Consider the following 15,590-nt stretch of genomic DNA (forward strand, 5'->3'; position numbering starts at 1 on the left):
GCAGTTTGTTTTCAGGAAGAACCAGAGCATGAAAATAACTAAAAGTCTGTTGCACGTGGGTGTGCTTGGGCTGTCGATCCTGGCGAGCAACGTCATGGCGGCGGTCTCGGCGGATGAAGCCGCCAAGCTGGGGACGACCCTGACCCCGATGGGCGCTGAAATGGCCGGTAACGCCGCTGGCACCATCCCCAAATGGTCACCGTTGCCGACCAATGCCGGCGCCGTGGACGCCCGGGGTTTCCTGGCCAACCCGTACGCCAGCGAACAACCGCAGTTCACCATCACCGCGCAAAACGTCGAGCAGTACAAAGACAAGCTGGCGCCTGGGCAGTACGCGATGTTCAAGCGCTACCCGGACACCTTCAAGATGCCGGTCTACCCGACCCATCGCGGCGCCACGGTGCCGGCTGATGTGTTCGCCGCCATCAAGAAGAACGCCACCAACACCAACCTGGTGTCCGGCGGCAACGGCCTGGAAAACTTCGAAACCGCGATTCCGTTCCCTATCCCGAAAAGCGGCGTGGAAGTCATCTGGAACCACATCACCCGTTATCGCGGCGGCAGCGTGACCCGTCTGGTGACCCAGGCGACCCCACAAACCAACGGCTCGTTCAGCCTGGTGTACTTCCGCGACCAGTTCGTGTTCCGCGACAAAATGAAGGACTACGACCCGAAAAACCCGGGCAACGTGCTGTTCTACTTCAAGCAGCAAGTGACCGCGCCGGCACGTCTGGCCGGTGGTGTGCTGCTGGTGCACGAAACCCTCGACCAAGTGAAAGAGCCGCGTTCGGCGTGGGTCTACAACGCCGGTCAGCGCCGCGTGCGCCGGGCGCCGCAAGTGTCCTATGACGGGCCGGGTACGGCAGCCGACGGCCTGCGCACCTCCGACAACCTCGACATGTACAACGGTGCGCCGGACCGCTACGACTGGAAGCTGGAAGGCAAAAAAGAAATCTACATCGCCTCCAACAGCTACAAGATCGACGATCCGAAGCTCAAGTACGTCGACATCATCAAGGCCGGCCACATCAACCAGGACCTCGCCCGCTACGAGCTGCGCCGCGTCTGGCACGTGGTCGCCACCCTCAAGGAAGGCCAGCGCCACATCTACGCCAAACGTGACTTCTTCATCGACGAAGACACCTGGCAAGCCGCAGTCATCGACCACTACGACGGCCGTGGCCAATTGTGGCGCGTCGCCGAAGCCCATGCCGAGAACTACTACGACAAGCAAGTGCCGTGGTACGCCCTCGAAACCCTCTACGACCTGCAGTCCGGCCGTTATCTGGCGCTGGGCATGAAGAACGAAGAGAAGCAGGCGTATGACTTCGGCTTCACCGCCACCACCAGCGACTTCACCCCAGCGGCGTTGCGCCAGGATGGGGTTCGCTAAGCCGTAGCAACCGCCACCAAAAATGGGAGCGGCCCCTGTGGGAGCTGGCTTGCCAGCGATAGCATCACCTCGGTGTAACTGACACACCTTGGCGCCTGCATCGCCGGCAAGCCAGCTCCCACACAGGGCGGCTCCCATTTTTTGTTTGTGATGAGATTTTTTGTCGCAGTTCTTTTTCAGGCAAATGTTGCAAAGATCTACAAACCTGCCGCTTTTACCGCTAGTCTGCGGACATCTGCAATGCCGACAACAGCCTTCTACAAGAGCCCGGCGATGACTGATCTGTCCCGAATCCAAGGGCCTGCAAGCGCGGTGATTCCAACCCTGGAAGCACGCTTTTACAGGCCGCCTTTGCCTGACGGCTATGTGCTGCGCCCGCGCCTGTGCGAACGGCTGAGTGCCGGTCTTGCCGGGCGACTATTGCTGGTCAGCGCACCCGCCGGGTTCGGCAAGAGTTCGTTGGCGGTGGAGTTTTGCCAGAGTTTGCCGGCCCATTGGCAAAGCCTGTGGCTGGGCCTGAGCCCACGCGATAACGACCCCGGCCGATTCCTCGAGCGCCTGCTCGACGGTTTGCAACAGTACTTCCCGCAGATCGGCGCCCAATCCCTGGGCCTGCTGAAAATGCGCCAGCGTCACCAACCCTTTGCCTTTGAAGAATGGCTCGACGGCCTGCTCGATGAGCTGACGCTGCATCTGTCCACGCATGCGCCGTTATTGCTGGTGCTGGATGACTACCATCTGGCCCAGGGCCCGGTGCTGGATCGCTGCCTGCAATTTTTCCTCAATCATTTGCCGGATGGGCTGGTGGTGATGGTCACCAGCCGCCAGCGCCCCGACTGGCACCTGGCGCGGTTGCGGCTGTCACGGCACTTGCTCGAACTGCACGAACAAGACCTGCGCCTGACCCACGACGAATCGCTGGCCGTGCTCGATCGGCACAGCAGTTCGTTGCGCGGTGAGGCGCTGGACAACCTGATTCGACGCAGCGAGGGCTGGGTGGCGGGCCTGCGTTTCTGGCTGCTGGCCTTGTCCGAAGCCGGCAATGAAAGCGCGCTGCCGCAGAGTTTGCACGGCGGCGAAGGGCTGATTCGCGATTATCTGCTCGAAGAAGTCATCGACTGCTTGCCGGCTGAAGTGCAGGCGTTCCTTTACGACACTGCGCCCCAGGATCGTTTTTGCAGCGAATTGTGCGATGCCGTGCGCGAAGCCCATGACAGCGCCGAGATCCTGCGCTATTTGCAGGCCCATCAAGTGTTTCTGGTGCCGCTGGACGAACAAGGCCATTGGTATCGTTATCACCATCTGTTTTCCGACCTGCTGCGTACCCGCCGTGCCAGTAACGCCACGTTGCCGATAGCCAGCCTGCACCTGCGGGCCTGTCGCTGGTTCAATGCCCAGGGCTTGATCGATGAAGCGGTGGAGCAGGCGTTGCGCGCCGGCCACCTCGATGTGGCGGCGAACCTGGTGCAGAACCTGTCGGAGGAACAACTGCTGGCCGAGCAGAACGTCGGCATGTTGCTGCGCTGGAAGATGGATTTGCCCGACAGCCTGCTGATCAGCACGCCGCGTTTGATCGTGCTGTACAGCTGGGCCCTGGGCTTGGCGTGCCAGCTGGATGCGGCCGAAGAGTTGTCCGGCTACCTCAGCCGCTTCCTGCCGGCGCCGTCGGCCACCGCGCAAAAATCGATGCTGGCGCAATGGCTCGCCCTGAGCGGGATCATTGCCCGTGGGCGCGGCGATCGCGAGTTGACCCAGCGTTATTGCAGCGAAGCCCTGGAAAGCCTGCCGCACAAACGCTACGGCCAGCGGTTGATGTGCCTGTCGACCCTGTCCAACCTGGCCATTGTGGACGCCGACCTGTGGCGTGCCCGAGGCCTGAATCGCGAATCCCTGGAGTTGGCGCAGCGTGTCGGCAACCCGCTGTTTGAGGCGCTGGCCCACTACGACCGAGCACGTGTCTTACAGGCGCGTGGCGAAATTTTGCGCTCCCTCGACGAAGTGCGCCAAGGCCTGCAGCGCCTGCACGGCCTGGCGCCCCAGCGGCTGTACGCCGTGCGCGCGCGCTTGTCGCTGTACGAAGGTTATTTGCTGCTGGTGCGTTATCAGCCCGAAGCCGGCCTGGCTCGCCTGCGTGCCGGCTTGAGCGAAGCGCGTGCCTGCCGGGATATCAGCGTGCTGATCGGGCATTGCGTGATCGCCAATTTCGAAGGGCGACGCGGCGATTTTGCCAAAGCCTTCGCCGAACTCGCCGAGGCCGAGCGCTTGATGCACATCTGGGATGTACCGCCGATCTACTACCTGGCGATGATCACCCTGATCAAATGCGAATTGTGGTTGGCCCAAGGCCGTACCGACCTCGCCGACGCGTGGCTGGCTCGGCTGGGGCAAACCTACAATGGCGAGAATGCTGCCGCCGCGCCGGAGTTTCATCCGCACCTGGCGCAACACATCGGGCTGCAACAGGCCGCCCTTGACGCCATCCGCCATCAGCCCGCCGCCGCGTTGCAACGCCTTGATGAGCTGGCGCAGCAGGCGCATAACAGCGGGCGCCAGATGATTGCCTTGATGGCCCTGACCCAGCAGGCGCATTTATTGTTGGCCTGTGGCCAGGAAGCCAAGGCGCGGCCGATTCTGGCCCAGGCACTTGAGGCCGGAGCGGGTGGCGCGCTGCAACCGTTCCAGCGCTTGCTGGAAAGCCACCCGGACTGGATGCGCGAGCAACTCGGCAAAGACCCGCACGGCTTGCTCAACCAGAGCCTGCTGGCGCTGCTGCCGGTGGTGGCCGCCATCGAGACCTCGCCCACCCACGAAACCCTCAGCACCCGCGAGCTGGCGGTGCTGCAACTGATCGCCCAGGGTTGCTCAAACCAGGAGATCAGCAACCAGCTGTTCATTTCGCTGCACACGGTGAAAACCCACGCCAGCCACATCAACAGCAAGCTGGGCGTGGAGCGGCGCACCCAGGCGGTGGCGCGCGCCAAGTCGATGGGCCTGCTGGCCTGACAATGGGCCGCTCTCCTGTGGGAGCCGGCTTGCCTGCGATGGCCTCAACGCTGTGTGCCTGATGTACCCAGTTGTCTGCATAGCTCCCACAGGTTTACTGCGGCGCAGTCGGGCACGTTTTCAATGACGTGTCGGCGGTTTTGCTGACCAGGGCGGCGAAGCGCTTGAGGTTGTTCTGATGCGCTACCACCAGGTCGTCAATGCTCGGGCCCGCCGGCGTCTGCAAGGTGGTGCGGCAGGTCAGGGGTTGAGCATCACCGCCAAGGGGTGGCCGCAGGCGCCAGCGCACGTCGAGCAGTGCGTATTGGCCAGGCACCGAGTCGAATCGCTGCACTTCAACGCGCAACGATACGGGCTGCCGGGAATGACTGTTGGCCAGTTGATCCACCAGCGCACTTTTCAGCTCATCGGCCAAGGTTGCGGCCCACCACTGGGTTTCAAGAATCGCCACGCCACTATCCCCTTGGCGAATCACGATCTGTGCGCGGTCGACCTGGGGCGGCACGCTGATACTTTCAATGCGGATATCGCTGGCCTGCGCTTGAGTGCTGTTAGTCCAGTGCACCGGAGTCAGGGTGTGGAACGCAATCGGCTCACTGCGGCAGGCTGCAAGTAACAGCAGCGCGCCGACCAGGGTGATCTTCAACGGAAACGTCATGGCTGCTCCAATGCTCATTTGCGGGGTGGCCCTTGCAGGTCTGTCGGCGCGGCGTTGTCGGGGCGGCCGCGAATCAGCGATTCCGGGTGCCGGCCGAGGTAATCCGACAGCTCGCGCAAGGAGCGCGACATCCGCCCCAGTTCGTCCAGGGTCTGGGTCAGTTGCTCGCGTTGCGGCGAGTCTTCGGCCAGGGTTGAGTTGGCCGATTGCAGGGTCTTGCTCACGTCGCCCAGCGTGTTCTGCACGCCGGGCAGGGTCTTGGCGTTGAACTGGTTGAGCCCTTTGCGCAGTTCGACCAGGCTGCCATCCAGGTTGCCGGCGATGCGTTCGATCGGCAGCTGGTTGATCTTGTTGACGATGCCTTCGAGTTTTACCTGCAGTTGTTCCAGGTTGCCGGGAATGGTCGGGATGTTGATCGGGCGCAGGTTCGGGTCAAACGCGACTTTCTCGGCTTTCGGGAAGAAATCCAGAGCGATGTACAACTGGCCGGTCAGCAGGCTGCCACTGCGAGCCTGGGCGCGCAGGCCGTTTTCGATGAACGTGCCGATCAAGCGTACGCCGCCGGCCTCATCGTTGGGGTCGTGGTTGGTGGCCTTGAGCAGCTTGGTATTGGCCTCCCCAAGCAATTGTGGATAGATCACGATGCCGACGTTGATCGGAAAGCTGCGTTTCTTGGCGTCGTAGTCCAGGTTGATCGACACCACTTTGCCGAATTCAACGCCGAGGAACTCAACCGGCGCGCCGACTTTAAGGCCGCGCAGTGCCTGATCAAAGCGCAAGGCCATGTATTGCCCTTTGCCGGTGGGCGGGGCGAGGGCGCTTTGCTGGTCGTCGAACAGCTCGTAGGTGTGATCTTCGTCAGCCGGTTTGTCGTTGGGGCTGTAGGGCGGCGCCTGGAACGCGATGCCGCCGGCCAGCATTGACGACAAGGATTCGGTTTTCAGCGCGAAACCATTGGCGCCGACGCTCAGGTCAATGCCGCTGGCATTCCAGAACCGCGTGTTTTCGGTGACATACACATCATTGGGCGCATGCACGAACACCTCGATGTTCACCCCTTTGCCTTCGGCATCCAGCTCATAGGCCACCACCTGGCCCACCGGGATCTTGCGGTAATACACCGGCGAGCCGATATCCAGCGACCCCAGGCCCTGGGTATGCAGGGTGAAGCGCTTGCCCGGTTCGCCGTAGGTGATCGGCGGTGGGTTTTCCAGGCCTTTGAACTGCTTGGCACGGGTGTCGGACTGGCCGATGTCGGCACCGATGTAGTCGCCGGACAGCAAGGTATCAATCCCCGACACGCCACCGGCGCCGATGCGTGGGCGCACCACCCAGAATTTAGAGTCTTCGCGGGTGAAGCTCTCCGCCTGTTTGGCCAGCTTGATGGTGGCGTTGACGCTTTTCTGGTCATCACTCAAGGCCACGTCGGAGACTTGGCCGATCACCACATTGCGGTATTTGACTTCGGTTTTGTTGGCGACCAGGCCGCTGCCGGTCTTGAAATTAAGGATGATGGTCGGGCCCTGTTGCAGGACGTTGTGAACCACCAGCGAGATGCCCACCAGCACCGCGACAATCGGCACGATCCACACCAGCGAAACGCTGAAGCGCCGCGTCTTGATCGCAGGCGTGCCTGCCGATGTGCCAGCAGGGGTGTCAGCGTTGTGTGGCGTCATCCAAGCGCTCCTCGTTGTGTGGGGTTTCCCAGATCAGGCGCGGGTCAAAACTCATGGCTGCAAGCATCGTAAACACCACCACCAAGCCAAAAAACAAAATGCCCAGGCGCGGCTCGATCGTGCCCAAGGCCTGGAACTGCACCAGCGCGGCCACCAGCGCCACCACGATCACATCGAGCATTGACCAGTAGCCGATCAGCTCAACAAACCGAAACAGCTTCGAGCGCTCCTTGCGCGCCCAGCGGCTGTTGCGCTGCACGGTGACCAGCAGCAGTGTCAGCGACACGAATTTGATGCCGGGCACCGCAATGCTGGCGATGAAAATGATCAAGGCAATGTCCCAGGCGCCGTGCTGCCAGAACTCCAGCACGCCGCTCATGATCGTGCTGTCCGCGCCCGAGCCGAGCATCGTGGTGTTCATCACCGGCAACAGGTTCGCCGGAAAATAAAACGCCAGCGCTGTGAGCATGTAGGCCCAGGTGCGGGTCAGCGAGTGCACCTTGCGCCGGTGCAGGGCCGCGCCGCAACGGTCGCACTCGGTGGGGGCGCTGCTCATGTCGCAGGGCTGGCCGCAGGTGTGGCACAGGCACAGGTTAAGTTCACGGGCGGTCGGTGGCGAATTCATAGAACGTCCCACAAATCGCGCACATCACGCCCGGCGATGCGGATCAGCAACAGGCTCAGCGCCGCCAGCGCAAACAGGCCGGTGCCGGGCACCACGTCGAGCATGCCGGCCAGCTTGAACACCGCCACCATGGCGCCGAGCAGGCAGACCTCCAGCATGCTCCACGGCCTGAGGGCTTCCAGCCAGCGCATGCACAGCTTGAACGCGGGTGAGCGCCGGCCGGACAGGGCGAAACTCAAGACCCAGATCAGCAGCACCAGCTGGAATACCGGCGCGATGATGATGGAAATCGCGGCCACCAACGCAATAAAGGTGATCGGCCCCAGGCTCAGCGCAACCACCGAATCCCACAGGGTCGCGCTGTTGTTCAAGCCCTGCAGGCTGATGCTCATCACCGGATAGAAGTTGGCAAACGTCCACAGGACGGCGGCGGTAACGCTCAACGCGAGGCGTTGCTGCACCGACAGGCCGTTGTAACGCTGCAATACCCCTGCGCAGCGTATGCACAGGGCTTTTTGATGTTTGGCGAGCGTGACTTTTTCATACACGCAGTCGCAGTGTTCGCAGATGACCCGTTGATTCGCCATAAGTGTTGCTCCCAACGCGACGCGCTGCGGTCTTGGACAGTGCTGCTGATTCAATGGCGCTTGGACAGCTTAGCAGTAGATGTGATGCGGGCTGCTCCCTTCCGGATCAGGGGCAAGCTCAACCATACTGCGCGTGGAATGTGCCATAGAGCTTGCAGGAACACCCATGAATAACCAAAAAACCGCGCTGATCCGCGAAACCTTCCCCGTCGGCCCGTTGCAGTGCAACTGCACGATCATTGGCGACCCAATCACTAAAAAAGCCATTGTGGTCGACCCGGGCGGCAATCACGAGCTGATCCTGGCGCGCCTCGATGCGCTGGGTTTGAAGGTGGTGAGCATCATTCATACCCACGCCCACCTGGATCATTTCCTGGCGTCCGGCCAGTTGAAGGAGAAGACGGGCGCCACGTTGCACTTGCACAAGGAGGACCAATTTCTGTGGGACAACCTGGAGATGCAATGCCAGATGTTTCGTGTGCCTTATACGCCCGTGCCGTCGCCGGATCGGTGGTTGGAAGATGACGAGGAGCTGGCGTGTGGCTGCGGGGTGGCCTTGCACACGCCAGGGCATACGCCGGGCTCGATGAGCTTCTGGTTTGCCGAGGCCAAACTGTTGATTGCCGGTGACACGTTGTTCAAGCGCGGCGTGGGGCGCACCGACCTGTGGGGCGGCGATCAGGCGACCATTGTGCGTTCGATCAAGCAACGTTTGTATACGCTGGATGAAGGCGCGACGGTGGTGACTGGGCACGGGCCGGATACGCGATTGGGGGACGAGATGCGTGAGAACCCGTTTGTCAGGGCCTAGATACCAAATGGCAACCGTCCGACAAGGCTTATAGAGAAAATGACAATTTCCGTTCAGGAAGTCTCTGCTAGGGTTTTAGTGTGCTCAACCTTTGTAGAGCGCGGGCTGGCCGGGCATGGAATTTTTACCGTTTGTCGCGTTCAAAACCCGGCACAGGTCCATTGCCAATGTCCTTTGCACCACAGAATGCAAAAGTAGGAGCTCCCTTCATGTTTACTCCGCGTCGTCTTCTTGTTGTTGCCACCGCCGTAGCCTTGTTGTCCGGTTGCGCCTCACCTAATCCTTACGACGGCAGCCAGGGGCAGGCAAATGATGGTTCGCAAGGTGGTATCAGCAAAACCGCCAAGTACGGTGGCCTGGCTGCATTGGCCGGTGGTTTGGCCGGTGCCGCGATCGACCATAATAACCGTGGTAAAGGCGCCCTGATTGGTGCCGCCGTCGCAGGTCTTGGTGGTGCGGGTTATGGTTACTATGCCGACCAGCAGGAAAAGAAACTGCGGGCCAGCATGGCCAACACGGGTGTTGAAGTGCAGCGCCAGGGCGATCAGATCAAGCTGATCATGCCGGGTAACATCACCTTCGCCACCAACTCGGATGCGATCTCCAGCAGCTTCTACACACCGCTGAACAATCTGGCGGGCTCGCTGAAGCAGTTCAACCAGAACACCATCCAGATCGTTGGCTATACCGACAGCACCGGCAGCCGCCAGTTGAACATGGACCTGTCCCAGCGCCGTGCGCAGAGCGTGGCCAACTACCTGACGTCCCAAGGTGTCAGCCCGACCAACCTGAGCGCACGCGGTGCCGGCCCGGATAACCCGATTGCCAGCAACGCCGACGTGAATGGTCGCGCCCAGAACCGTCGCGTAGAGGTCAACCTCGGCCCGATCCCTGGCCAGCAATACGGTCAGCCAGGCCAGCAACAGCAACAACAAGCGCCGCAACAGAACAACCAGTTCCAGGGCAACCCGTACCAGCAGTACCAATAATCGCTGGCCAATAAAAAGGGCGCCGTCCAGTCAATGCACGGCGCCCTTTTTTGTGGCCAGCGTTTACATCAGTCGATGTATTCGAAGACTTTTACGATCTTCTGCACGCCGGACACGCCTTGTACCAGGTTGGCTGCGCGAGTGGCTTCCGCCTGGGTCAGCAGGCCCATCAGATAAACGATGCCGTTGTCGGTGACGACCTTGATCCGCGAGCCTGGAACGGCGCTATCTGTGAGCATCTGCGCCTTGATCTTGGTGGTCAGCAAGGCATCGTTGCTGATAGCCAGCAGCGTGATCGGGTCCATGACTTGCAGTTCGTTGTGAACCTTCTTCACCCGTTGCACGCTCGAGGCGGCTTGTTCGGCCTGGGCCTTGAGGTCGGCACGCGGCGTTTGGCCAGCGAGCAGTACCACGCCGTTGAAGCTGGTCACGACGATACGCGAGGCGCCGTTACCCAGGTCTGTTGCGGCCTTGGCAACGTTGACCTTGACCTTGGTTTCGATCAGCGAGTCATCAATGGTGCTGCCAAAGGTACGTGTGCCCCGGTCATCCTGAATGGGTGTGTCACGTGTCGCAGTGATTGCCGTGCTGCAGCCGCTGATGGCGAGGCACAGCGTAATGGCCAAAAGGCTGAGGCGGTTAACGGTCATTCTTCACTCCCGAACAGTTGGCTGTCGATCAGATCGCACAGGCAGTGGATCGCCAGCAGGTGGACTTCTTGAATGCGTGCGGTGACATTGGCCGGGACGCGTATCTCGACGTCCTCCGGCAACAGCAGCGAGGCCATGCCGCCGCCATCGCGTCCGGTCAATGCTACGACAATCATTTCGCGATCATGTGCGGCCTGGATCGCTTGAATAATATTCGCCGAGTTGCCGCTGGTGGAAATCGCCAGCAACACATCCCCCGGTTGGCCCAGGGCGCGGATCTGCTTGGAGAAGATCTCGTTGTAGCTGTAGTCGTTGGCGATCGAGGTAATCGTCGACGTGTCGGTGGTCAGTGCGATGGCCGGCAGGCTCGGGCGCTCGCGCTCAAAGCGGTTGAGCAGCTCGGAGGAAAAGTGCTGGGCATCACCGGCCGAACCGCCGTTGCCGCACGAAAGCATTTTGCCCTCGTTGAGCAAGGCATTGACCATGACCTGACTGGCTTGCTCGATGTGCGGTGCAAGTACGTCCATCGCCTGTTGCTTGGTGTCGATACTGGCCTGGAAAAGCTGGCGAATTCGGGATTGCATGTCCATCTGTGTGACCTTAAGTAGCGCGGCTGTTTGGCACAGGAATGTGCAGCCCGCAAAGCAAAGAGCAAAAGTGTGTGGTGAAGGTGTCCGTTGAATCAGCTGTCGAAGGCATCTTTCAGCCAGTTCAGATCAGCATGGCCAGACAGTGTGCTTTCTATGGCAACCACATCGAAACGGCAGGGGGAATCAGCCCAGCGATGCTCTTTTTGCAGGAAAAACTGCGCGGCGAGTATCAGCTTCTGACGCTTGCGCCCGTCGATACTGGCGAGCGCGCCACCCCATTGTGCGTGTTTTCTGTAGCGGACTTCGACGAATACTACTGTATCGCCGTCAAGCATGACCAGATCAAGCTCACCGCGTTTACACAACCAGTTCTGCGCCAGAAGGCGCAGACCCTGTTGTTGCAGATAGTTGAGCGCTTGAAGTTCGGCATCCCTGCCGCTTTGTGCGCTGGACCGCTCGGGCATCAGCGCGGGGTGTCCGGCAGGCGCTGGATGTCGCCGCCGACGAACTTCGCCCATGGCATTTGGCGGTCAACACGTTGGAAGCCACCGATGCCCAGGCTGCCGGAGAGACCGTCTACGCGTGTGTCCGGCAGCGCCTTCAGTTGACCCAGGCGCGGTGCCAGGCGGTAGGCGTCGGCGCCCATCGCGTACAGGCGGCCGAGGCTGCCATTGGCCTGTGGCCATTGCGCGGCAACCTGGTTGCGCAGCGGGTCGGTGGTGTTGAGCAACCAAGGCGTTTCACAGAACATGACGTTGGTCATGTCCAGGTACTGGTTCTTGTCGCCGCTGGCGCTGAACACGTGGGACGTTGCATACACAGGCACATCGCCGGCGTACTGGAAGTTCAGGGTCGGCTTGATCTGCTGGGCCAATTGCGGCGTCACAGCCAGGAAGATGAACTCGATGTCCTGGCGACGCGAAGGTTGCGCCGCGACGTCGGTGCCCACTGTGTTTTGCAGGCTCTTGGCACGGCCTTCGCTCTTGCGCAGTTGGAACAGGTCGGCAATTTGCTGGGCGAGGGCGACCGGCTGGTCAACGTACTCGACGCCGACGACGGTGCCGCCGTTGGCTTCCCAATCCTGACGGAAGGCTTTGTAGACACGCTCGCCCCATTCGCCACGCGGCACCATCGCGGCGGCGCGGTGCAGGCCGTCGGCACGGGCGCGGCGCGAGACTTCGCGGGCTTCGTCTTCAGCGGCCAGGCCAAACTGGAACAATTGCGGCGGGTTTTCATTCAGTTCGCTGTAGTTCAGCGCCAGGGTTGTGATGGGCAGTTGCGGGCGAGAAGCGAGTTGTTTGACCAGCGGTTTTTCCAGCGGGCCGACCACCAGTTGCACGCCGGCGGCCTGGGCCTTGGCGTAGAAGTCGTCGAGGGAGGACAGGCGCGAGCTGTCATAGAACTCGATGACCGGCGGCTTCTGCCCGGCTTGTTCAGCCTGGTAGTGAGCGGCCATGAAGCCTTCACGCAGTGCCTTGCCGACCCCCGCCAAAGGACCTTCCTGCGGCAACAGCAGGGCGATCTTGTTCAGGGGCTGGCTGGCCAGTTCCTTGAGTTTGGTCAGCGGGGTTGGCAGGTTGACTGCCGCTGGGTGGCCTGGATTCTGTGCGCGCCAGGTATCGATGGCGGCCTGTTGTTGCTCCAGGGTGCCGGCGCCTTTGACCGCTTTGGCCAGGCTGATCCAGCCGTCGAGTGTCGGGTTGCCGCTGGCTTGCAGCTGTTCGGCCGGCAGTGCGGCAATCAGCGCCCAGATGGCTTCGTGGTTGCTGGCGGCAGCATCGCCCGTCAGCAGCGGGGCCATGGCGACTCGCTCGCGCGCGGCGGCCAGGGTCTGGCCATCAGCTTCATACGCGCGGGCATGCACGGTGCCAGTGCGCACCTGCTGTTCGGTCGGCAGGTCCTTCAGGCTTTGCAGGCTCGGGTGGTTCAGGGCCGCCAACGCCGCTTTTGGCTGATTGCGTGCCATGGCCAACTCGGCCGACAGGGTGCTGGCAAATACTTGCGCAGCCGGCTTCAGGACATCCAGGGGCACCTGCGCAAGAATCTGCGCCGAACGACCAGGGTTGTTCTGGCGATAGGCCAGGTCAGCCGCACTCAGGCGCAGCATCGCGGCCTTTTCTGGCGTACTGGCGGAAGTCGCCTGTTCGAGCAGTTGCTCGATACTGGCATCCGGGGTCCGGGGGAGGTCGCCAAGGCTGGACGAGGGCGAGCTGGCACAAGCGGCCAGCAAGGCAGCGAGGCAGAGGGCGGAGAGCAGCCGCAGGCAAGCGATCATGTAAGTGTTCCTGATACCGATCAAATTAGCGTGGAATTGTACCCAAGCACTGGCCCAGGCGCGATGTTACTGGCGTGAAACCATCGATTTAGGTCGTGCAATTGTTGCAAACGAGCATCGACGGCCGAACTTGCGGGCATATTATCGAGGCGCCTACGCGCTACAATGCGACTTTTCCCTACCATCGAGGTGTGCGTTTTGACTGCTCCAGGTCCTTTGAATTCCACTGCAGGCTCGCTTTTTGTCGTGGCGACGCCCATTGGCAACCTGGACGACATCAGTGCTCGAGCCCTGAAAGTGTTGCGCGAGGTAAAACTGATCGCGGCGGAAGACACGCGACACTCCCAGCGGTTGATGCAGCATTTTGGTATCAGCACGCCACTCGCCGCGTGTCACGAGCATAACGAGCGCGAAGAAGGCAGCCGTTTTATCACGCGCCTGCTGGCCGGTGACGATGTGGCGCTGATCTCCGATGCCGGTACGCCGCTGATTTCCGATCCTGGCTACCACCTGGTTCGTCAGGCGCGTGCCGCTGGTATCAATGTAGTGCCTGTTCCGGGGGCGTGCGCGCTGATTGCAGCATTATCTGCCGCCGGGTTGCCGTCGGATCGTTTTATCTTCGAGGGCTTCCTGCCGGCCAAGACGGTTGGGCGCCGTGCGCGTCTGCAGGCACTAAAGGAAGAACCGCGCACGTTGATCTTCTATGAAGCCCCGCACCGCATCCTGGAATGCCTGCAGGATATGGAGCTGGTGTTCGGCGGCGAACGCCTCGCGTTGCTGGCGCGCGAGCTGACCAAGACCTTCGAAACCCTCAAGGGCTTGCCGTTGGAAGCGCTGCGCGCGTTTGTAGAAGGCGACAGCAATCAACAGCGCGGTGAGTGCGTAGTGCTGGTGGCGGGTTGGACGGCGCCGGAAGAAGAAAATGCGGTGGGCAGTGAGGCCATGCGCATTCTGGATTTGCTGCTCAAGGAAATGCCCCTCAAGCGCGCCGCGGCACTGGCGGCTGAAATTACCGGCGTGCGTAAGAATGTTCTGTATCAAGTTGCGCTGGATAAACAAAAAGCCGAATAGTTCCGGGGTTAAACCTGTATTCCGTCTGAACGTGATGGCATTGCTGTACTTTTAATACTTGTCCTGAGGCCGCCGTGCCGTTAACCTGCGCGGCGGAGAGTCGATTGGACAGTCGCTGCCCTCTATGAAAATTAGGGGGGGGAGGAAAGTCCGGGCTCCATAGGGCGAAGTGCCAGGTAATGCCTGGGAGGCGTGAGCCTACGGAAAGTGCCACAGAAAATAACCGCCTAAGCACTTCGGTGCCGGTAAGGGTGAAAAGGTGCGGTAAGAGCGCACCGCACGACTGGCAACAGTTCGTGGCTAGGTAAACCCCACTTGGAGCAAGACCAAATAGGGTCCCAAGGCGTGGCCCGCGCTGGGACCGGGTAGGTTGCTAAAGATGTCCAGTGATGGCCATCGTAGACGAATGACTGTTCAAGACAGAACCCGGCTTACAGATCGACTCTCCACCTTTTTTCCTTCTGTCTGAATCTCGGGCAGAAAACCGGTAGTAACGCAAGAATCCCTCCCTGCCGAATCATTGGCAGATGCGTCTTCGTAATACCAAAAAAATCTTACTCTTAATAAATTACTTTAACTTTGAGCTATAGCTCTATGAGCTATTTGCGATTGTTGAGTCAAAATCCTCGCCGAACTCGCCTTTCTCCTCCTTTTGCGCTCCTAAATCTCCGTTCTGTAAGGCTTTTCCTTGAATCCGCGCCTTGACGGTGTGGTGGGCGCATTCCTATAGTGTGCGCAAGTGGCGGAAAGTGGCACAAAGTGGGTTTTTTGAACGTAAAACGCTAAAATTTGGAGAAACGCATCTGTGTTTCGCGGAGCTAACGCTATCAGTCTCGATGCAAAAGGCCGTCTCGCCATGCCGAGCCGGTATCGTGACGAGCTCATTTCGCGAAGCTCCGGGCAGTTAATCATCACGATTGACGCCGTCGACCCTTGTTTATGTGTTTACCCCCTCGACGAGTGGGAGTTGATTGAAACCAAGTTGCGCGCTCTGCCTTCATTGCGTGAAGAAAACCGCCGCCTGCAGCGTTTGCTGATTGGTAACGCCGTCGACCTCGAACTCGATGGCAGCGGTCGTTTCCTGGTGCCTCCACGTTTGCGCGAGTACGCCAAGCTGGACAAGCGCGCAATGCTGGTCGGCCAACTGAACAAGTTCCAATTGTGGGACGAAGATGCTTGGGATGCTGTTTCTGCAGCAGACCTGGCTGCTATTCAACAACCGGGCGCCATGCCTGATGAACTGCGTGATTTGATCCTGTGAC

Annotated in this window: 14 protein-coding genes and 1 other RNA gene; 7 read left to right on the top strand and 8 right to left on the bottom strand. The window is 60.6% G+C overall.

Annotation, left to right across the window (positions count from 1 at the left end; translation table 11 throughout):
• Positions 1 to 28: 28 nt before the first annotated feature.
• The gene (locus tag L8I05_RS21385) at positions 29 to 1,393 is read left to right on the top strand and encodes a DUF1329 domain-containing protein (protein WP_242171412.1); all 1,365 of its coding nucleotides are present in this window, start codon (positions 29 to 31) and stop codon (positions 1,391 to 1,393) included.
• 273 nt (positions 1,394 to 1,666) lie between these two features.
• A complete protein-coding gene (locus tag L8I05_RS21390) occupies positions 1,667 to 4,396 on the top strand; it encodes a LuxR C-terminal-related transcriptional regulator (protein WP_242171413.1) in 2,730 nt (909 codons plus the stop codon).
• A gap of 94 nt (positions 4,397 to 4,490) precedes the next feature.
• Here the strand turns inward: L8I05_RS21390 and L8I05_RS21395 are convergent, their stop codons facing one another.
• Genes L8I05_RS21395 through L8I05_RS21410 form a run of 4 tightly spaced genes read right to left on the bottom strand, consistent with a single transcriptional unit; the run spans position 4,491 to position 7,942 of the window.
• Positions 4,491 to 5,054, bottom strand: a complete 564-nt coding sequence (locus L8I05_RS21395; RefSeq protein WP_242171414.1) for a PqiC family protein — start codon at positions 5,052 to 5,054, stop codon at positions 4,491 to 4,493.
• A 14-nt stretch (positions 5,055 to 5,068) separates the two neighbouring features.
• Positions 5,069 to 6,730 (bottom strand): MlaD family protein, encoded by a 1,662-nt coding sequence (locus L8I05_RS21400; protein ID WP_242171415.1) that lies wholly within the window; start codon positions 6,728 to 6,730, stop codon positions 5,069 to 5,071.
• The gene (locus L8I05_RS21405) at positions 6,711 to 7,355 is read right to left on the bottom strand and encodes a paraquat-inducible protein A (RefSeq protein WP_159954294.1); all 645 of its coding nucleotides are present in this window, start codon (positions 7,353 to 7,355) and stop codon (positions 6,711 to 6,713) included. The genes L8I05_RS21400 and L8I05_RS21405 overlap by 20 nt, the downstream gene beginning before the upstream one ends.
• Positions 7,352 to 7,942 (bottom strand): paraquat-inducible protein A, encoded by a 591-nt coding sequence (locus L8I05_RS21410; RefSeq protein ID WP_159954295.1) that lies wholly within the window; start codon positions 7,940 to 7,942, stop codon positions 7,352 to 7,354. Before L8I05_RS21410 ends, L8I05_RS21405 begins: the two co-directional genes overlap by 4 nt.
• Before the next feature lie 166 nt (positions 7,943 to 8,108).
• On the opposite strand from L8I05_RS21410, the gene L8I05_RS21415 reads away from it, so the two are divergent.
• Positions 8,109 to 8,753, top strand: coding sequence for an MBL fold metallo-hydrolase (locus L8I05_RS21415; RefSeq protein ID WP_159954296.1), 645 nt, complete (start codon positions 8,109 to 8,111; stop codon positions 8,751 to 8,753).
• Between the two features lie 209 nt (positions 8,754 to 8,962).
• Positions 8,963 to 9,742 (top strand): OmpA family protein, encoded by a 780-nt coding sequence (locus tag L8I05_RS21420; RefSeq protein WP_159954297.1) that lies wholly within the window; start codon positions 8,963 to 8,965, stop codon positions 9,740 to 9,742.
• A 68-nt stretch (positions 9,743 to 9,810) separates the two neighbouring features.
• On the opposite strand, the gene L8I05_RS21425 is transcribed toward L8I05_RS21420, so the two are convergent.
• The 4 genes from L8I05_RS21425 to L8I05_RS21440 all read right to left on the bottom strand — a co-directional run bounded on the left by L8I05_RS21425 (position 9,811) and on the right by L8I05_RS21440 (position 13,257).
• Positions 9,811 to 10,392, bottom strand: coding sequence for a BON domain-containing protein (locus L8I05_RS21425; RefSeq protein WP_159954298.1), 582 nt, complete (start codon positions 10,390 to 10,392; stop codon positions 9,811 to 9,813).
• The gene (locus L8I05_RS21430; RefSeq protein ID WP_003216190.1) at positions 10,389 to 10,982 is read right to left on the bottom strand and encodes a phosphoheptose isomerase; all 594 of its coding nucleotides are present in this window, start codon (positions 10,980 to 10,982) and stop codon (positions 10,389 to 10,391) included. The genes L8I05_RS21425 and L8I05_RS21430 overlap by 4 nt, the downstream gene beginning before the upstream one ends.
• A gap of 92 nt (positions 10,983 to 11,074) precedes the next feature.
• Positions 11,075 to 11,446 carry a YraN family protein gene (locus L8I05_RS21435; protein WP_242171416.1) on the bottom strand — a complete coding sequence of 124 codons (372 nt, stop codon included), beginning with the start codon at positions 11,444 to 11,446 and terminating at the stop codon, positions 11,075 to 11,077.
• Positions 11,446 to 13,257 carry a penicillin-binding protein activator gene (locus tag L8I05_RS21440; RefSeq protein WP_242171417.1) on the bottom strand — a complete coding sequence of 604 codons (1,812 nt, stop codon included), beginning with the start codon at positions 13,255 to 13,257 and terminating at the stop codon, positions 11,446 to 11,448. Before L8I05_RS21440 ends, L8I05_RS21435 begins: the two co-directional genes overlap by 1 nt.
• Before the next feature lie 165 nt (positions 13,258 to 13,422).
• Between L8I05_RS21440 and rsmI the strand changes: the two genes are divergently transcribed.
• The 3 genes from rsmI (at position 13,423) to mraZ (ending at position 15,589) form a co-directional block, all read left to right on the top strand.
• Complete coding sequence (gene rsmI / locus L8I05_RS21445) at positions 13,423 to 14,328, top strand: 16S rRNA (cytidine(1402)-2'-O)-methyltransferase (protein ID WP_162530289.1); 906 nt, start codon at positions 13,423 to 13,425, stop codon at positions 14,326 to 14,328.
• Between the two features lie 96 nt (positions 14,329 to 14,424).
• An RNA gene (gene rnpB / locus L8I05_RS21450) (RNase P RNA component class A) lies at positions 14,425 to 14,778 on the top strand.
• 355 nt (positions 14,779 to 15,133) lie between these two features.
• Positions 15,134 to 15,589: a division/cell wall cluster transcriptional repressor MraZ gene (mraZ, locus tag L8I05_RS21455; RefSeq protein ID WP_003171868.1), complete on the top strand. Its 456-nt coding sequence runs from the start codon at positions 15,134 to 15,136 to the stop codon at positions 15,587 to 15,589.
• Position 15,590 lies beyond the last annotated feature (1 nt).

The organism is Pseudomonas sp. MONT-RG-20F-20-E-7-02, assembly GCF_022662395.1.
Classification (GTDB): Bacteria; Pseudomonadota; Gammaproteobacteria; order Pseudomonadales; family Pseudomonadaceae; genus Aquipseudomonas.